Annotated in this window: 13 protein-coding genes; 10 read left to right on the forward strand and 3 right to left on the reverse strand. The window is 69.7% G+C overall.

Features of this window, described 5'->3' with window-relative positions; translation table 11 throughout:
* Positions 1–25: 25 nt before the first annotated feature.
* From FKO37_RS36845 to FKO37_RS36865, 5 genes are read left to right on the forward strand one after another with little or no spacing between them, the layout of a single operon-like run.
* Entirely contained in the window at positions 26–1,477 is a 1,452-nt protein-coding gene (locus FKO37_RS36845) for a sodium:solute symporter (RefSeq protein WP_043838344.1), read from the forward strand.
* The gene (gene speB / locus FKO37_RS36850; protein ID WP_037357511.1) at positions 1,474–2,427 is read left to right on the forward strand and encodes an agmatinase; all 954 of its coding nucleotides are present in this window, start codon (positions 1,474–1,476) and stop codon (positions 2,425–2,427) included. Before FKO37_RS36845 ends, speB begins: the two co-directional genes overlap by 4 nt.
* Positions 2,424–4,067, forward strand: a complete 1,644-nt coding sequence (locus FKO37_RS36855) for a thiamine pyrophosphate-binding protein (RefSeq protein ID WP_037819092.1) — start codon at positions 2,424–2,426, stop codon at positions 4,065–4,067. Before speB ends, FKO37_RS36855 begins: the two co-directional genes overlap by 4 nt.
* Complete coding sequence (locus tag FKO37_RS36860; RefSeq protein WP_238607508.1) at positions 4,064–5,470, forward strand: aminobutyraldehyde dehydrogenase; 1,407 nt, start codon at positions 4,064–4,066, stop codon at positions 5,468–5,470. The genes FKO37_RS36855 and FKO37_RS36860 overlap by 4 nt, the downstream gene beginning before the upstream one ends.
* Positions 5,470–6,918, forward strand: a complete 1,449-nt coding sequence (locus tag FKO37_RS36865) for a cytosine permease (RefSeq protein WP_238607509.1) — start codon at positions 5,470–5,472, stop codon at positions 6,916–6,918. Before FKO37_RS36860 ends, FKO37_RS36865 begins: the two co-directional genes overlap by 1 nt.
* Here the strand turns inward: FKO37_RS36865 and FKO37_RS36870 are convergent.
* Together FKO37_RS36870 and FKO37_RS36875 are read right to left on the reverse strand one after the other, a co-directional pair.
* Positions 6,884–7,747: a LysR family transcriptional regulator gene (locus FKO37_RS36870; protein WP_238607510.1), complete on the reverse strand. Its 864-nt coding sequence runs from the start codon at positions 7,745–7,747 to the stop codon at positions 6,884–6,886. The genes FKO37_RS36865 and FKO37_RS36870 overlap by 35 nt on opposite strands.
* Positions 7,748–7,802: 55 nt before the next feature.
* On the reverse strand, positions 7,803–8,429 hold the full coding sequence (locus FKO37_RS36875) for a cupin domain-containing protein (protein ID WP_238607511.1): 627 nt from the start codon (positions 8,427–8,429) through the stop codon (positions 7,803–7,805).
* Between the two features lie 166 nt (positions 8,430–8,595).
* Between FKO37_RS36875 and FKO37_RS36880 the strand changes: the two genes are divergently transcribed.
* Positions 8,596–9,228, forward strand: coding sequence for a hypothetical protein (locus FKO37_RS36880; protein ID WP_238607512.1), 633 nt, complete (start codon positions 8,596–8,598; stop codon positions 9,226–9,228).
* Between the two features lie 337 nt (positions 9,229–9,565).
* On the opposite strand, the gene dxs is transcribed toward FKO37_RS36880, so the two are convergent.
* A complete protein-coding gene (gene dxs / locus FKO37_RS36885; protein ID WP_037819106.1) occupies positions 9,566–11,482 on the reverse strand; it encodes a 1-deoxy-D-xylulose-5-phosphate synthase in 1,917 nt (638 codons plus the stop codon).
* A 209-nt stretch (positions 11,483–11,691) separates the two neighbouring features.
* Between dxs and FKO37_RS36890 the strand changes: the two genes are divergently transcribed.
* The 4 genes from FKO37_RS36890 to FKO37_RS36905 all read left to right on the forward strand — a co-directional run bounded on the left by FKO37_RS36890 (position 11,692) and on the right by FKO37_RS36905 (position 18,291).
* A complete protein-coding gene (locus FKO37_RS36890) occupies positions 11,692–13,161 on the forward strand; it encodes an aldehyde dehydrogenase family protein (RefSeq protein ID WP_134666443.1) in 1,470 nt (489 codons plus the stop codon).
* Between the two features lie 31 nt (positions 13,162–13,192).
* Positions 13,193–14,719 carry an APC family permease gene (locus FKO37_RS36895; RefSeq protein ID WP_037819112.1) on the forward strand — a complete coding sequence of 509 codons (1,527 nt, stop codon included), beginning with the start codon at positions 13,193–13,195 and terminating at the stop codon, positions 14,717–14,719.
* The gene (locus FKO37_RS36900; protein ID WP_043838358.1) at positions 14,716–16,269 is read left to right on the forward strand and encodes a GMC family oxidoreductase; all 1,554 of its coding nucleotides are present in this window, start codon (positions 14,716–14,718) and stop codon (positions 16,267–16,269) included. The genes FKO37_RS36895 and FKO37_RS36900 overlap by 4 nt, the downstream gene beginning before the upstream one ends.
* A 120-nt stretch (positions 16,270–16,389) precedes the next feature.
* A complete protein-coding gene (locus FKO37_RS36905) occupies positions 16,390–18,291 on the forward strand; it encodes a prolyl oligopeptidase family serine peptidase (RefSeq protein ID WP_238607513.1) in 1,902 nt (633 codons plus the stop codon).
* Positions 18,292–18,352 lie beyond the last annotated feature (61 nt).

The following is an 18,352-nucleotide window of genomic DNA, read 5'->3' on the forward strand; positions in this document are numbered from 1 at the left end:
CCCCACCCCGTATCGAGGAGGACCCGTGGGCGGCGACTATGCGGTGATCGCGCTGTACATCGCGGGCATGATCGGGGTCGGCTGGATCGGCCTCCGGCTGGCCAAGACCAAATCCGACTACCTGGTCGCCGGACGGCGGCTCGGCTGGTTCATGTACTCCGGCACGATGTCGGCCGTCGTGCTCGGCGGCGCGTCGACCGTCGGCGGCGTGAAGCTCGGCTACACCTACGGCATCTCCGGCGCGTGGCTGGTGATCACGATCGGCGTCGGGATCCTCGTGCTGCACGCGGTTTTCGCGCGGCGGCTGGTGAAACTGCGCGTCTACACCGTCGGCGAGATGCTCGACCTGCGCTACGGCGGCCGCGCGAGCGCGGTGTCCGGCGCGGTGATGTGGGGCTACACGCTGATGCTCACGGTCACCTCGACGCTGGCGTTCGCGTCGATCTTCAAGGTGCTGTTCTCGATCCCGAGCTGGGCCGGGATCGCGATCGGCGGGTCGATCGTGGTGCTGTACTCGGTGCTGGGCGGCATGTGGTCGATCACGCTGACCGACATCGCGCAGTTCGTGATCAAGACGATCGGCATCCTGTTCGTGCTGCTGCCGGTCGCGCTCGTCTCGGCGGGCGGTTTCAGCGGGATGGCCGAGAAGCTGGACGCGTCGTACTTCGAGTTCACCTCGATCGGCGGCGAGACGATCCTGACCTACTTCCTGATCTACACGTTCGGGTTGCTGATCGGGCAGGACATCTGGCAGCGCGTGTTCACCGCGCGCACGCCGCGCGTCGCGACCGGCGGCGGCGTCATCTCCGGCGTGTACTGCCTTGTCTACGGCATCGCTGGCGCGCTGATCGGTACGGCGGCGAAGGTGCTGTACCCAGACCTCGGCAGCGCGCAGGACGCCTTCGCCACCATCGCCGAACGGCTCCTGCCCACCGGCGTACGCGGTCTCGTGCTCGCTGCGGCGCTGTCGGCGCTGATGTCGACTTCGAGCGGCGCGCTCATCGCGTGCGCCACCACGACGACTTCGGACCTGTTCCGCAAGATCGGCCTTAAGAGTGGCGAGGTCTTGCGTAACCGAGTGACGACACTTGTGCTGGGCATCGTGGCCATCGGTATCGCAATGCTCGTGGACGACGTCGTCAACGCGCTCACCATCGCGTACGACATCCTCGTCGGCGGCCTTCTCGTCACGATCGTCGGCGCGCTGTTCTGGAAGCGCGGCACTCGCGAAGGCGCGTACGCGTCGATGGTGGCCGGCACGGTGTCCGTCATCGCCTTCATGATCATCGACGGTGTCGCGGCCAACAGTCCGATTTATTGGGGCCTCGGCGTCAGCCTGGTCGTGTACGTCGGCGTCAGCCTCGCGACACCGCGTACGCCGGACAGCATTCTTTCCGTGTGGACACAACGTCTGCACGGGTCCGAAGCCGCTGAAGATCTCAGCGCATCCGAAACCCGACAGGAGTTGACCCAGTGAGTGAACAGCGTCCGGTCGGCCCGCTCGACTCGTCGCAGATCCCGCGTTTCGCCGGCTTCGCGACCTTCGCGCGGCTGCCGCGGATCGACGAAGTGCCGAGCGCCGACGTAGCCGTGGTCGGCGTGCCGTTCGACTCCGGCGTGTCCTACCGCCCCGGCGCGCGGTTCGGTCCTTCGGCGCTTCGCGAGGCGAGCCGGCTGCTGCGGCCCTACCACCCGGGTCTGGACGTTTCGCCGTTCGCGGAGAAGCAGGTCGTCGACGCCGGCGACATCGCGGTCAACCCGTTCCACATCGGCGAAGCGATCGAGAAGCTGCAGCAGGAAGCCGAAGCGCTTACGGCGGGCGAGACGAAGCTCGTGACGGTCGGCGGCGACCACACCATCGCGCTCCCGCTGCTGCGCGCGGCGGCGAAGAAGCACGGTCCCGTTGCGCTGCTTCACTTCGACGCTCACCTCGACACCTGGGACACCTACTTCGGCGAGCCGTACACGCACGGCACGCCGTTCCGTCGCGCGGTCGAAGAAGGCATCCTCGACACCAGCGCCGTGTCGCACGTGGGCACGCGCGGCCCGCTGTACGGCAAGCGCGACCTTGAAGAAGACCGTCGCCTCGGCTTCGGCATCGTCACCTCCGGCGACGTACTGCGCCGCGGCATCGACGAGACCGTGGACGCGCTTCGGCAGCGCATCGGCGACCGTCCGCTGTACGTGTCCGTGGACATCGACGTGCTCGACCCCGCGCACGCGCCCGGCACCGGCACCCCCGAAGCGGGCGGCATGACCAGCCGCGAACTGCTGGAGATCCTGCGCGGCCTGCGCGGGCTCAACCTGGTCGGCGCGGACGTCGTGGAGCTGGCCCCGGCCTACGACCACGCCGAGATCACCGCTGTCGCCGCTTCGCACGTCGCCTACGACCTGGTCAGCCTGCTGGCGCTGGGACGCGGCGCATGACCCGGATCGGCGGCGACGTTGTCGTAGAGACGCTGCGGGCGCTCGGCGCGGACACTGTGTTCGGACTGCCCGGACAGCACGCGCTCGGTTTGTTCGAAGCGCTGCGCCGCGCTGAAGACGTGCGCGTGGTCAGCTCGCGGGTGGAGAACAATCTCGCCTTCGCCGCGGACGGCCACGCGCGCGCCCGGCTCGCCGCCGATCCGCACGGCCCGGTGCCGGTCACGCCGATGATCGTGTCGACCGGCCCCGGCGCGCTGCTCACGCTGGCGTCGCTGCAGGAATCGCGCGCGGCCTCGGTGCCGGTGCTCGGCATCTCCAGCCAGGTCCCGGTCGCCGGACTCGGCGGCGGACGGCACGGCTACCTGCACGAACTCACCGACCAGCAGGCCAGCTTCCGGGACGTCGCGAAGTCGGTGCACGTGGTCCGGTCGATCAGCCAGATCCCGACCGCGCTGCGCGAGGCGTGGGAATCCGCCGCGACCGCGCCGTACGGGCCGGTGTGGGTGGAAATCCCGCAGGACGTGCTGCTCGCTGAGACGATCCTGCCGCAGCTGACGTCAGTGACCACGGCTCCGGCTCCCCTCGAACCGTTGCCGGAGCTGGTGGCCGAAGCCGCGAAACTCCTTGACGCAGCGAAGAATCCGGTGATCCTCGCCGGTGGCGGCGCACTGCGGTCCGGAGCGCAGGAGGAACTGCGCCAGCTCGTCGAAACGCTGCGCGCACCGGTGGTGTCGACGTTCGGCGGCAAGGGCGTTTTCGCCTGGGACCACGAACTGTCCGCCCAATCGTGGATGGAAGACTGGCACACCACGGAATTCCTCTCCGCCGCCGACGTCCTGCTGGTGCTCGGCTCCGGGCTCGGCGAGCTGTCCAGCAACTACCGCGAGTTCGCGCCGCGCGGCCAGGTCGTGCAGGTCGAAGCGGATCTCGGGAAGCTGGAGTCGAACTACCCCGCGCTCGGGCTGCACGCCGATGTCCGGCACACCCTTCGCGCACTGCTCGGCCAGCTCACGCCGCGCACTCCGGACGGCCGCGCCGAAGCCGCGGTGAAGGATCTGCTCGCGCGCGTCGAGTCCAGGTTGGACAGTCAGCCGCTCACGCTCGAACGGAAGCTGATCGACGACATCCGTGCCGCGCTTCCCGAAGGCACGCAAACCTTCTGGGATATGACCATCGCGGCCTACTGGGCGTGGTCGGTGTGGAATCCGGACGGCGCGCCGATTCATACCGCGCAAGGTGCGGGCGGGCTCGGTTACGGCCTTCCCGGCGCGCTCGGCGCTGCTGCGGCAGGCGTGCGGTCGCTGGCCGTGTCCGGTGACGGCGGCGCGATGTACGGACTGGCTGAGCTGGCCACCGCCGTGCAGCACCAGCTCGACGTGACCTGGCTGGTCGTCGACGACGGCGGCTACGGCATCCTCCGCGAGTACCTCACCGGCGCGTTCGGCCAGACGACCGCGACAGAACTGCCGCGACCGGATTTCGTCGCGCTCGCCGAATCGTTCGGCATCCCCGCCCGAAAGACCACTGTGGACAGTGTCCGCACGGATCTCGCCGAAGCGCTGCGCACTCCGGGGCCGTCGGTCGTCGTGCTTCCCGCGCTGCTGAAGATGTTCGCCCCAACCCATTTGGAGCACTCATGACCCACGTCCGCAACTTCGTCGGCGGCGCCTTGGTCGACACTCCCGACACCGAGGCGACCCTCGAACTGACCAATCCGGCTACCGGCATGGTCTTCGGCACCAGCGTCATTTCCCGGCGGAACGAAATCGACCTGGCGATGGAGTCGGCGGCGCGCGCGTTCCGGTCGTGGCGGCGCAGCACGCCCGCGCAACGTCAGGAAGCGCTGCTCAAGATCGCCGACTCACTGGAAGCCCGCGCGGAAGAGTTCGCCGACGCCGAGGTCCGCGAGACCGGCAAGGTCCGTTCGGTCATGCTGGACGAGGAAATCCCGGAATGCGTGAGCACGCTGCGGTTCTTCGCCGGCGCCGCGCGGCAGCTCGAAGGCACCGGCGCGGGCGAGTACCTGCCCGGGCACACGTCGGTGATCCGCCGCGAGCCGATCGGCGTGTGCGCGCAGATCGCGCCGTGGAACTACCCGCTGATGATGGCCGTCTGGAAGATCGGCCCGGCGCTCGCCGCGGGCAACACCGTGGTGCTCAAGCCGGCGGAAACCACGCCGTCCACCGCGGTGCTGCTGGCCGAGGCCGCGGCGGAATTCCTGCCGCCGGGCGTGTTCAACGTCGTGTGCGGCGACCGGGAAACCGGCCGCGCGCTGGTCCGGCACCCGCACACCGACCTGGTGTCCATCACCGGCTCGACGCGCGCCGGCATCGACGTGGCCACCGTCGCCGCGGCCGATCTCAAGCGCACCCACCTGGAACTGGGCGGCAACGCTCCCCTGCTGGTCTTCCCGGACACCGACCTCGCCGACACCGCCGAGCGGATCGCCGACGCCGCGTTCTACAACGCCGGGCAGGACTGCACCGCGGGCAGCCGCGTGCTGGTGCACGAGAGCGTCCACGACGAATTCGTTGCCGCGCTGGCGAAAACGGCCGCCACCCGCCGTCCGGACATCGACTACGGCCCGCTCAACAGCCGTGCCCAGCTCGACCGCGTGCTCGGCCTGCTGGAGCGGCTGCCGTCGCACGCCCGCGTCGAAACCGGCGGCACCGCGCCCGGACCAGGCTTCCAGCTCGCGCCGACCGTCGTGTCCGGCCTCCGCCAGGACGACGAACTGGTGCAGGAGGAAGTCTTCGCGCCGGTGATCACCGTCCAGCCGTTCGCCGACGAGACGGAAGCGCTGGAACTGGCCAACGGGGTCCCGTACGGGCTGGCTTCTTCGGTCTGGACGAACGACGTCGCCCGAGTCGCACGGGTGTCGCGCGACCTCGATTTCGGCTGCGTGTGGGTGAACACGCACGGCCCGCTGACCGCCGAGATGCCGCACGGCGGGTTCGGCCACTCCGGGCACGGCAAGGACCTCTCGGCGTACTCGTTCGCCGAGTACACCCGGGTCAAGCACGTGATGACGAGGTTCGAGTGATGAGCGACAAAGTCACCGAGGTCGAACAGCACGGCATCGCGCCGATCCCGCCCGCCGAGCAGACGTCCCGGCCGCGCGACCTGTTCCGGCTCGCGTTCGGCGGGGCCAACACGTTCGCCACGATCATCCTCGGCACGCTGCCCATCGCGTACGGGCTGAGCTTCTGGGCGGCACTCGCGGCGACCGTCGTGGGCGTGGTGCTCGGCGCGCTCGTGCTGTCCCCGATGGCCCTGTTCGGCCCGGTCACCCGCACCAACAACGCGGTTTCGTCCGGCGCGCACTTCGGCGTGGTCGGCCGGTGCGTCGGCTCGTTCCTGTCGCTGCTCACCGCGATCACCTTCTTCGCGATCTCGGTGTGGGTGAGCGGCGACGCGGTAGCCGGTGCGGCACAACGGCTTTTCGGCATCGACGGCGGTCCTGTGCTGCGCGCTGTCGCCTATGGCGTGATCGCGATCGCCGTCCTCGTCGTGTGCATTTACGGCTACCGCTTCATGCTGCTGGTCAACCGTGTCGCGGTAACGCTGGGCACGCTCATCATGCTGGTGGGGATCTTCGCCTACGGCGGCTCGTTCGACCCGTCATTCGCGGGCAGCGGCAACTTCGCCCTCGGCGGCTTCTGGCCGACGTGGATCCTCGCCGTGCTGACCGTGATGGCGAACCCGATCTCGTTCGGCGCGTTCCTCGGCGACTGGTCGCGCTACATCCCGGCCACCCACTCGCGCCGCTCGCTGCTGGCCGCGCCGTTCCTCGCCCAGCTGGCGACGCTGCTGCCGTTCGGCTTCGGCATCGCGACCGCGACCCTGGTCGCCGACCCGGCCGACTACGTCACCGGCCTGACCGCGATTTCCCCGCTCTGGTACGCGATCCCGCTGATCGTGGTCGCACTGATCGGCGGGCTGTCCACCGGCACCACCGCGCTGTACGGCACCGGACTGGACTTCAGCTCGATCTTCCCGCGCTTGTCCCGCGTGCGGGCCACGCTGCTGATCGGGACGCTCAGTGTGTTGTTCATCTTCGTCGGCAATTTCGTGCTCGACATGGTGTCCAGCATCAACGCGTTCGCGACGCTGATCGTGCTGTGCACGTCGCCGTGGATGGTGATCATGATGATCGGCTACGTGCAGCGCCGCGGATACTACGACCCGGCCGACCTGCAAGTCTTCAACGAGGGCCGCACCGGCGGACGATACTGGTTCCACCGGGGCGTCAACTGGCGCGCGATGGCGGCCTGGATCCCGGCCACCGGACTGGGCCTGCTGTGCGCGAACACGCCGATGATCACCGGACCGCTGGCAGGCATCGCGGGCGGGGTGGACATCAGCCTGGTGGTGACGCTGTGCACGGCCGCGGTGGCGTATCCGGTGCTGGTGAAGGTATTTCCGGAGCCCCGGGAGGTGTTCCGGCCTTCGACGGCTATCGCTGCGGAAGCGGTGGTTGCCGAAGCGTGAGCGGCGGGCGGCTCCACTGTGCGGACAGGATCGCGTCCGCCAGCGCAGCCGCCGAACCCCGCGCCGTCCCTCGGTGGCTCAGCACGAACGTCACCGATCCCGGATCGGGCAGGTCCGCGATCGGCACCAGCCCGTCCGGGACCACGGATTCCGCGAACAGGCCCACGCCGAGCCCGGCTTCGAGCGCGACCCGCAGGCCGTTCAGCCGTTCGCTGACGCAGCCGATCCGCCACTGGACACCGTTGCGGCGCAACGCGGTCAGCGCGCGGGCCCGGGTGACGCTCGGCTCCGGGTAGAGGACCAGCGGCACCGGCTCGCCCGGGATCAACTCCAGCCCGGCCGCGCCCACCCACACGAGCGGGTCGCGTCGCACGCCCTGTCCGGAATCGCGTTTGGCGAGCACCAGATCGAGGTCTCCGTCGGCGAGCCGGGAATGCAGCACGTCGCTCAACTCGACCGACAGCTCGAGGTCGATCCCCGGATGCGCGCCGCGGAACCGGCCGAGGACGTCCGCGGCGTGGCCGAGCAGGAAGTCCTCGCACACCCCGAACCGGACCCGCCCGCGCGGGCCCGGCCGGGAGAAATAGCGGAGTGCGCGGTCCTGCTGGTCGAGGATGCCGCGGGCGAAGCCGGTCATCGTCTCGCCGTCGCCGGTGAGGCGCACGCTGTGCGTGTCGCGCTCGAACAGCACGCAACTGAGCGCCGTTTCGAGGCGGCGGACGTGCTGGCTCACTGTCGACTGCCCGAGATCCAGCCTGCGAGCGGCTTCGGAGAACCCGCCCGCCTCGGCAACCGCGAGAAAAGTGCGCAGCAGCACCGGATCGATCACTATTCCGGAGTACCACTCTCAGTGTGCGACCGTGCACCAGGTGTGTCGACTGCCACTACCGGCGGCGAGTGATCACCACCGGCTTGAGGTCCTTCGGCACCGCGGCGAACGCGGACACCGGAACCCCGAACGAGGCGGCGAGGATCTCGCGCGGCAGCGAGTTCAGCGTCCCGACGATGCCGATGTCATCGTTCGGCTCCCCGCTGCTGGTGTTGAACATGACGAGCACGTCCAGCCCGTCGGTGTTGCTGGAATTCGCGAAATAATGAAAGAATCCCTGCGGCGCGAAGACGAGCTCCCCGGCTCCCGCACTGAAAACCGCATTGTGGTAACTGCCGTCCTCGTGCGTGCCGAGAATGCTCCAGTCCGCCTTGCCGGAAATGATGTAGTTCAACTCCCACGCAGACGGATGCCAATGCGGCTCGCGCACACCGCCGGGGTCGAGATGCACCAGATACACCGAACCCTGCTGACCTGCAAATATCGGGAAGTTCTTCTCGTGAGCCCCGCGCAACGTCCCGCCGTCGTGGACGGCAGGCGCGGATTTGGCGAGCGGTAAAACGTACGTCGGTTTCGCTGGTTTCTCCGTGCTCGCCCGCGCGGTCCCGCTCGCCCCGAGCGCGGTCGCCGCAGCGATTCCCGCACCTGCCCCGAGCGCGCCCCGCCTGCTGATTTCCGACATTCTCTCCACCTTTCCCATAACCTGCTTCCCTGATTCTTCCGGGAACGCGGAAAACGGAAAGGGCCCAGCGAGGATCACAGCTATCGCGCGCAGCGATGACCAAACACGGTACCCGCGCGGGACAGTTGTGGGAGGATCCCGGAAACCCCGGTCCTGGAGGCGATTCGTGACGTTCGCAGTCGGCATCTTCGACTTGTTCAGCTTCGCCGTGCCCGGAGCGGTCCAGTTGTCGCTGCTGGTCTACGTACTCGACCGGCTGGGTGTGCTGCACGTCGCCGCTCTGACGTCCGCACCGGGCGCGCTGCTGGTCGCCGGTGCTGTAGTGGCGAGTTACTTGCTCGGACACCTCTTCCACCCCCTGGCCGCACAACTGGAGCGACTCCGCCCCCGCCGGGACGCGGAGGCCGCGCGGCAGGAGTTCGTCGCCCAGGTCCCGCAGGCGCGCGAACGCGCTTACGTCCAGTCCAACCCGGCGCTGCTCGTCGCCGCGGCTGAACTGCACGACAAGGACGCGGCGGGAGAAATCGTCCGGATGCGCGCGCAGTCGGTGATGCTGCGCAACATCGCGTTCGCGTTCGCGCTGGCCGCGGTGGTCGCACTCGTCCAGACCGCGACGGGGCCGCACCGGGTGATCGCCGCCGGAGCCGCCGCGCTTTCGCTGCTCGGGGCGGCCGGGGCTCTGGGCAGCAGCCGGAAGGTCTGGCACATGTCGCGGATCAAGACGCTCGAGATTTGCTACTGGATCCCGGACATTGACCAGACCTTCGCTGCCGAGGTCCCGGCCGCTGCCGCTGAGTAATGAACACGGCGGGTTTCTGCGCCGGAGACCCGCCGTTCAAGCGCGGGACTTCTTTCGCTCCTGCCCCACTGCGCGCGGGCTCGCAGCTGGTCCCTCGCGTTCCGCCATGTCAGCAGCCAGCCGACCCCGGAGCCCACTCGGCTCAGACGCGCAACTTCTCCCCGCTGCTCCCTGCAAGTCGGCACCGAGTGCCGACCCCAGCCCCACTCCGCTCAGGCGCGCTTGTCTCCTGCGGTCCCTCCGAGCCAGTGCCGACCCGAAGCCCGCTTTGCTCAAGCGCGCCCTACCTCCGCGCTCCCGCCAAGCCAGCAGCCAGCCGCCCCGGAGCCCACTCCGCTCAGGCGCGCGGCTTCTCGCCCGCCGTCTCCTCCACATCGGCACCCAGCCGACCCGACGCCCACTCCGTGATCCGCCGCGCCACGTCCTGGGCGGTCAGGCCGATCCGGTCCAGCACCTCCGCGCGGGTTCCGTGGTCGTGGAACGCCTGCGGCACCGCGAGGTCGCGCAGCGGGACGTCACACTCGGCGTCGCGCAGCACCGCCGCCAAGGCCGAGCCGAAGCCGCCGTGGCGGCCGCTGTCCTCGACTGTCACCACGAGTTTGTGCTGCTCAGCCAGCGCGACCAGCTCCGCGGGCACCGGGACCACCCAGCGCGGGTCCGCGACCGTCACGCCGATGCCCTGGTCCGCCAACCGGTCCGCGGCCGACAGGGCCAGCTGCGCGAACGGACCCACCGCGACCAGCAGCACGTCCGTCGAACCCGAGGGGCGGCGCAGCAGGTCGACCGTGCCGATGCGTTCCACCGCGGGCACGTCCGGGCCGACGCTGCCCTTCGAGAACCGCAGCGCGGTCGGGCCGTCCTGGACCGCGACCGCTTCGCGCAGTTCCTCGCGCAGCGTTCCCGGGTCGCGCGGCGCGGCCACCCGCATGCCCGGCACCATGCCCAGCAGCGACAGGTCCCACATGCCGTGGTGGCTCGGGCCGTCCGGTCCGGTGATGCCCGCGCGGTCCAGCACGAACGTCACCGGCTGGCGGTGCAGCGCGACGTCCATCAGGACCTGGTCGAAAGCCCGGTTCAGGAACGTCGAGTACAGCGCGACGACGGGGTGGCAGCCGCCCATCGCGAGGCCCGCCGCGGACGTCACCGCGTGCTGTTCGGCGATGCCGACGTCGAACCAGCGGTCCGGGAAGCGCTCGGAGAACTTCTCCAGCCCGGTCGAGCGCAGCATCGCGGCGGTGATCGCCACGACGTCCTCGCGCTCCTCGCCGATCTTCGCCAGCTCGTCGCCGAACACGCCGGTCCAGCTCGGGCCCTTCACCGGGGGCAGGCCGGTCTCCGGGTCGATCGGGTCGGTCTGGTGCATCTGGTCGGCCTGGTGGTTCACCGCGGGCGCGTAGCCGTGGCCCTTCTCGGTGACCACGTGCACGATCACCGAACCGCCGAACGCCCGCGCGCTCTGGAACGCCTTCTCCAGCGCGACCAGGTCGTGGCCGTCGACCGGGCCGAGGTACTTCAGGCCGAGGTCGGAGAACATCACCTGCGGGCTCAACGCATCCTTAATGCCCGCCTTAGCCGCGTGCAACGCCGCGTAGATCGGCTTGCCCACCACCGGGGTGCTGCGCAGCAGTTCGCGACCGCCGTCCAGCAGCCGCTCGTAGCCCGGCTGCAGCCGCAGCGAAGCCAGGTGGTCGGCCATCCCGCCGATGGTCGGCGAGTACGACCGGCCGTTGTCGTTGACCACGATCACGACCGGGCGGTCCTTGCGCCCGGCGATGTTGTTGAGCGCCTCCCAGCACATGCCGCCGGTGAGCGCGCCGTCGCCGACCACCGCGATCGCGTGCCTGCGCGGGCCGCCGGACAGCTCGAACGCCTTCGCCATGCCGTCCACATAGGACAGCGCGGCGGACGCGTGGCTGTTCTCCACCAGGTCGTGCTCGCTTTCGCCGCGGCACGGGTACCCGGTGGGTCCGCCCTGCTGGCGCAGCTTGTCGAAGTCGCCGTGCCGCCCGGTGACGATTTTGTGCACGTACGCCTGGTGTCCGACGTCCCACACGATCGCGTCGCGCGGCGAGTCGAACACGCGGTGCAGCGCCAGCGTCAGCTCGACGACGCCCAGGTTGGGACCGAGGTGCCCGCCGCTGCGGCGGACCTTGTCCACGAGGAAGTCCCTGATCTCGGCCGCCAGCTCCCCGAGGTCCTCGACGCTCATGCGCTTCAGGTCCGCCGGTCCGTGCACCGAGTCCAGCATGGTCACCGCTCCACCCCGTCCGTCTCTTCCTCCGCCGGTTCCGGCCAGTCTACGGACGGCCGCCACCTCGGTCCGGCCGCCCGCGTCCCGGATCACAGCTCCGGCGGAAACGCAACTCCACGAGCGGGGAAGATCACGAGGCCGGTCAGTCAAGTCGCGGTCACCCCGCGTGGCCGTGATAATCCCGGACGGACCCCCGAGCTCGAGAGGACCCCATGGCGGACTTGTACATCGGCGGCGAATGGGTGGACGCGCGTGCGGGAGGGCGGCGCGAGATCCGGTGCCCCGCGGACGGCAGCCTGGTCGCCGAGGTCGCCGAAGCGACCGCGGAGGACACGGAGGCCGCCATCGCCGCGGCTCGCCGGGCGTTCGACACCGGACCCTGGCCGTCGACCCCGGCGGGCGAGCGCGGCAACCTGCTGCTGCGCGCGGCCGACCTGCTCGACCGCGACGCCGAGGAATTCGCCCGCGCCGAATCGCTCGACACCGGCAAACGCCTGGTGGAGAGCCGCTACGACATGAGCGACATCGCGGCTTGCCTGCGCTATTTCGGCAAGCTCGCGGGCAACGACGCGGGCCGGGTCGTGGACACCGGCAGCGCGGACTCGTTCAGCCGGATCGTGCACGAACCGGTCGGCGTCTGCGGCCTCATCACCCCGTGGAACTACCCGCTGCTGCAGACGGTGTGGAAGATCGCCCCGGCCCTGGCCGCGGGCAACACGTTCGTGCTCAAGCCGAGCGAGCTGACGCCGCACACCTCGATCCTGTTCATGCGGCTGCTCGCCGAGGCGGGGCTGCCCGGCGGGGTCGCGAACCTCGTGCTCGGCGCGGGTCCGTCGGCCGGTGCGCCGCTGTCGGAGCACCCGGACGTCGACCTCGTGTCGTTCACCGGCGGCCTGGCCACCGGACGGGTGATCGCGGCGAACGCGGCGGCGACGGTGAAGAAGGTCGCGCTCGAACTCGGCGGCAAGAACCCGAACGTCGTGTTCGCCGACGCGGACTTCGAGACCGCTGTCGACTACGCGCTGACCGCGGTGTTCTTGCACTCCGGGCAAGTCTGCTCGGCCGGTGCGCGGCTGATCATCCAGCAGGAATGGCATGACAAATTCGTCGACGAGCTGGTGCGCCGCGCGGAGCGGATCCGCCTCGGCGGCCCGTTCGACGAGAACGCCGAGACCGGGCCGCTCATCTCCGCCGCGCACCGCGAGAAGGTGGAGCGCTACGTCGCCACCGCCATCGAGGAGGGCGCTGTCCTGCGCACCGGCGGCAAGCGTCCGGACGACCCGGCGCTGCAGGACGGCTTCTACTACCTGCCGACGATCCTCGACAACGTCCAGCAGGGCAGCACCGCGGTGGTCGAGGAGTCCTTCGGCCCGGTGCTGACCGTGGAGACGTTCACCGACGAGGACGACGCGGTCCGCATCGCCAACGACACCCACTACGGCCTGGCCGGCGGCGTGTTCACCCAGGACGCGGCCCGCGCCCAGCGCGTGGCGAACCGGCTCCGCCACGGCACGGTGTGGATCAACGACTACCACCCGTACCTGCCGCAGGCCGAATGGGGCGGCTACAAGCAGTCCGGCTTCGGCCGCGAGCTCGGCCCGACCGGCCTGGCCGAGTACACCGAGGTCAAGCACATCCACCAGAACCTGAAGCCCGGCCCCCAGCACTGGTTCTCCGGCTGATCCCCCCTCCCCCACCGAAAGGACCGTGCCCTTGAGCGACACCGGCGACCGCGAACTCGGCGAATTCGGCTACACCAACCAGCTCAAGAGAACGCTCGGCAGTTTCCACACCTTCGCTGCCGGCATCAGCTACATCTCGGTGCTGACCGGGGTGTTCCAGCTGTCCTACCTCGGCCTGTCCGAGGGCGGACCGGCCTACTGGTGGTCCTGGCCCGCGGTGTTCGTCGGGCAGCTGATGGTGGCTCTCTGCTTCGCCGAACTGGCCGCGCAGTACCCGGTCGCCGGGTCGGTCTACAACTGGGCGAAGAAGCTCAGCAACCCGCACATCGCGTGGATGGCCGGCTGGATGATGCTGCTGGCCTCGATCGTCTCGATCTCCGCGACCGCGCTCGCCTACCAGCGGACGCTGCCGCAGATCACGTCGTTCTTCCAGTTCATCGGCGACGGCACGGGCACCAGCGACGCGGCCAACGGCGTGCTGCTGGCCACTGTGCTGATCGTGTTCACCACGCTGGTGAACGCGTTCGGCGTGAAGCTGATGGCCCGGATCAACAGCGCGGGCGTGTTCGTCGAGCTGCTGTTCGCGGTGCTGCTGGTGGTGTTCCTCGCCTTCCATTTCGTGCGCGGCCCGTCGGTGGTGACCCAGACGAACGGCACCGAGGCCGGGCATTCGTCGGGCTACCTCGGCGCGTTCCTGATCGCCGGCATCGCCTCCTCGTATGTGATGTACGGCTTCGACACCGCCGCCTCGCTCGGCGAGGAATCGCTGAACCCGCACCGCAACGCGCCGAAGGCGATCCTGCGCGCGCTGGTCGCCTCCTTCGTGCTGGGCGGGCTGATCATCCTGTTCGCGCTCATGGCGGTCGGCAACATCAACGCACCGGAACTCGGCACGGTCGGCCTGCAGTACGTGCTCACCGACGCGCTCGGCCCGGCGATCGGACGCGTGTTCCTGTTCGTCGTGTTCATCGCGATCACCGTGTGCGTGCTGGCGGTGCACACCGCGGCGATCCGGATCGCGTTCGCGATGGCACGGGACAACGCGCTGCCCGGCGGCCGGAAACTGGCGCGGGTCAACAAGAAGACCGGCACCCCGGTGCTGCCCGCGATCGTGATCGGCGTGCTCGCGGTCGCCCTGCTGGTGCTGAACATCAACTCCACGCAGATCTTCTCGGCCGTGACCAGCCTCGCCATCATCCTGATCTACCTGTCCTACCTCCTCGTGACTGTGCCGATGCTGATCCGCAGGCTGCGCGGGCGGTGGCCGCGCGAGGGCACCCCGGCCGGCCGGTTCTCCCTCGGCCGCTGGGGTCTCCCGGTGAACGTGCTCGCGGTGCTGTGGGGCGGCGCGATGACGGTCAACCTTGCCTGGCCCCGCAACGAGATCTACAACGCTTCCCCGCCCTTCCACTGGTATCTGAAGTGGATTTCGGTGCTGTTCGTCGGCGTCTTCGCGGCCGGCGGCTTCGCCTACTACTGGTTCGTGCAACGGCACAAGGTCGGGGTGCTGGCGGACCACGCCGCCGCCCCGGCGCCCGATGAGGAGGTTTCCCGGTGAGCGCAAGCGAGTTCGACTACGTGGTGGTCGGCGGCGGAACGGCCGGATCGGTGGTGGCCGCCCGGCTGTCCGAGGATCCGGACGTGACCGTCTGCCTCCTCGAGGCCGGACCGTCCGACACGGACGTGCCCGAGGTGCTGGAGCTGACCCGCTGGATGGGCCTGCTGGAATCCGGGTACGACTGGGACTACCTGGTGGAACCGCAGGAGGCGGGCAACTCCTACCTGCGCCAGGCCCGCGCGAAGGTGCTCGGCGGCTGCTCGTCGCACAACTCGTGCATCGCCTTCTGGGCCCCGGCCGAGGACCTCGACGAATGGTCCTCGATGGGCTTGCCCGGCTGGTCGGCCGCGGATGTTTTCCCGCTGTACCAGCGGCTCGAGACCAACGACGGCCCCGGCGACCATCACGGCCGCTCCGGCCCGGTCACCATCCGGTCGGTCCCGCCGAACGACCCGGCGGGCGCGGCGCTGCTGTCCGCGTGCGCCCAGGCGGGCATCCCGACGACGGAGTTCAACTCCGGCAAAACCGTCACCCACGGCGCGAACTGGTTCCAGATCAACGCCCGCGAGGACGGCACCCGGTCTTCGGCGTCGGTGTCCTATCTGCACCCGATCATGGGCAAGCGGCCGAACCTGGAAATCCGCACCGGAGCCCGCGCGAAACGGCTGCTGTTCGACGGCCGCCGCTGCACCGGCGTGGAGGTGCTGGACGCGGACCTCATCCACCACAGCACGATCACCGCGCGCCGTGAGGTCGTGGTCAGCTCCGGCGCGATCGACACGCCGAAACTGCTGATGCTGTCCGGCATCGGGCCCGCCGAGCACCTGCGCGAGGTCGGCGTGGAGGTGCTCGTGGACTCGCCGGGCGTCGGCTCGAACCTCGAGGACCACCCCGAGGGCCTGGTGATGTGGGACGCGCTGCAGCCGATGGTCACCGAATCCACGCAGTGGTGGGAAATCGGCATCTTCACCATGACCGAGGAGGGCCTGGACCGCCCGGACCTGATGTTCCACTACGGTTCGGTGCCCTTCGACATGAACACCGTCCGGCACGGCTACCCGACGACGGAGAACGGCTTCTGCCTCACGCCGAACGTGACGCGCAGCCGCTCGCGGGGCACGGTGCGGCTGCGCACGCGCGACTTCCGCGACAAGCCCCGCGTCGACCCGCGGTACTTCACCGACGAGTACGACATGCGCGTGATGACCTACGGCGTGAAGCTCGCCCGCGAGATCGCCGCCCAGCCAGCGCTCGACGAATGGGCGGGCGTGGAACTCGCGCCGGGCCGCGACTGCACGACCGACGACGAGATCGCCGACTACCTGCGCAAAACGCACAACACCGTGTACCACCCAGCGTGCACGGCCCGGATGGGCGCGGACGGCGACCCCGAGGCGGTGCTGGACGAGCGACTGCGCGTCCGCGGCGTCGAGGGCCTGCGAGTGGCCGACGCTTCGGTGATGCCGTTCCTCGTGACAGTGAACCCGTGCATCACGACGATGGCGATCGGCGAGAAGTGCGCGGACATGCTGAAGGAAGACCGGGGCTGACCTCGCGGCGGGTGGTGGTGGTGGTGTCCTGACGGTGCACGACCACCCGCCGAACCACCTCGGGTCCGCCTGCGCTGGCTCGATCGCGTGCTGCGCCGACGAAATGGGCAGACTGGGCACATGTCTGGTCTGACCGCCGAACTCGTGGTTGATGGTCGAGCACCGCAGACCCCAGCCCTGTCCCCGAACGGACACTTGCTCTGCTACGTCCTCGCCCCGCTCAGCCGGACCGGCGACCACCTCGACACCGAACTCTGGCTCGTCGATACCGACGGCACCGCCGCGTCGCGCCGGGCGACCCCCGACACCGCAACGGAATCCCGGCCGCGCTGGTCCGCGGACTCGGGCACGCTGTTTTTCCTGTCCGACCGAGGCGACCGCGGCACTCCGCAGGTGTACCGGCTCGCGCTCGCCGACGGTGCGACGACCGCCGTGACGAGTTGGCGCGCAGGCATCGTCGACCACTTGCCGCTCGCGGACCCCAACCTGGTCGCTCTGCTCGCCTACGACGAACCCACCGAACAGGACGCGCGTCGCGCCCGCGACCGCGACGACGCCATCGTCTTCGGCGAGCGCGAACCGCGTGCCCGGTTGCGGCTGCTCGACCTGCGCACCGGCTTGGTCACCACCCCGGACGTGTTCGGCGACCGGCACGTCGTGGAACTGCGGCAACGACCCGACGGCGGCCCGCTCGCCGTGCTGACCCAGGCCAGCGACGACAACGACTACGGCCCTCGCACCGGCCACCTGCACCTGTTCGATCCCGTAACCGGGGCCACCACAGATCTCGGAGCTACGGAGGCTGACGCGGGATCCCTGGCTTGGTGGCCAGGCGAGGACGGCTGGCACCTCGGCTACCTCGCCCTCACCCCACCGGTTCTGCAGGCCGGCACCGCCGTGTTCGACCTTGCGGTGGACAGCTGTGTCCTGCGCAACCGCACGTCCGGCCTCCCGATGTGCCCGACCGAACTGCACGAGACCGATACCGCCCCGCTGGTCGTTTTCGCTGAGGGCCTGAACACGACCTTGGCCCGGCTCGACCCCACCGGCCCCACGACCTTGTCGCAGCACCCCGGTCTCCTCGGCGCACTCACTAGCACCTCCGAGGGCACGACGATCGCGGCGGTCACCGGCAGCCGCTACCAGCCCGCGAACGTTCACATCGGCCCGCCGACTGGACCGCTGCGAAAGATCACCGACACCCGACCCGAACTGAACGGCATCGACTTCGGCACCCAGCGACCGCTGGCCTACCGTGCCGCCGACGGCCTCGACCTGAACGGTCTGCTCGTACTGCCGGTGGGGAAATCCGCTTCGGACGGCCCGTTCCCGCTCATCACGATCGCGCACGGCGGCCCCTACGACCGCTACGCCGATCGCTTGCAGCTGTTCTGGTTCCCCAGCGCGCAGTGGCTCGCCACCGCCGGCTACGCGGTGTTCCTGCCCAATCCGCGCGGCGGACAGGGCCGCGGCCACCAGTTCGCCCTCAGCGCGGCCGGCCGGGTCGGACACGAGGAGTGGACCGACATCCTGGCCGGGATCGACCTGCTCGTCGCCGAGGGCGTCGCCGACCCCGATCGGCTGGGCATCGCAGGCGGGAGCCACGGCGGGTTCGTGTCCGCCTGGGCCGTCGGCCAGACCGATCGGTTCAAGGCCGCGCTGGTCCTCGCCGGCGTCATCGACTGGGGCATGCTCGCCGCGACCGGTGAGTACGGCCAGTTCGAAGCCGCCCTCGGCGGCAGCACCGGGTGGGACGGCGCCGGTCCGCATCCGCACGACGCGGTCAGTCCGATCTCCTTCGCCAGCCGCGTCCGCACTCCGGTGCTCCTTCTGCACGGCGCCGAGGACACCAACGTGCCTCTCGGCCAGTCCGTGTACTTCCACCGGGCGCTGCGCCATTTCGGCGCCGAGCACGAGTTCGTGATCTATCCGCGCGAGGGGCACTCGATCCGGGAGCGCCGTCACCAACTCGACGTCCTGCTCCGGACCCGTGCGTGGTTCGACCGCTGGCTCCGGCTCTGACCGAGGACGCGAGAGCCGGTGCTGACAACCGGTTCTCAACCGGGTGCCGCCGCTCCGGCGG

The sequence above is a fragment of the Amycolatopsis sp. Poz14 genome (genome assembly GCF_006704225.1).
In the GTDB taxonomy this organism is placed as follows: Bacteria; Actinomycetota; Actinomycetes; order Mycobacteriales; family Pseudonocardiaceae; genus Amycolatopsis; species Amycolatopsis nivea.

What these genes read in the sequence shown, in the direction of transcription:
- FKO37_RS36855 (WP_037819092.1), top strand. Translation starts at nt 2,424, where the DNA reads ATGACCCGGATCGGCGGCGACGTTGTCGTAGAGACGCTGCGGGCGCTC.
- FKO37_RS36875 (WP_238607511.1), bottom strand. Translation starts at nt 8,429, where the DNA reads ATGTCGGAAATCAGCAGGCGGGGCGCGCTCGGGGCAGGTGCGGGAATC.
- FKO37_RS36890 (WP_134666443.1), top strand. Translation starts at nt 11,692, where the DNA reads ATGGCGGACTTGTACATCGGCGGCGAATGGGTGGACGCGCGTGCGGGA.
- FKO37_RS36860 (WP_238607508.1), top strand. Translation starts at nt 4,064, where the DNA reads ATGACCCACGTCCGCAACTTCGTCGGCGGCGCCTTGGTCGACACTCCC.
- FKO37_RS36905 (WP_238607513.1), top strand. Translation starts at nt 16,390, where the DNA reads ATGTCTGGTCTGACCGCCGAACTCGTGGTTGATGGTCGAGCACCGCAG.
- FKO37_RS36865 (WP_238607509.1), top strand. Translation starts at nt 5,470, where the DNA reads ATGAGCGACAAAGTCACCGAGGTCGAACAGCACGGCATCGCGCCGATC.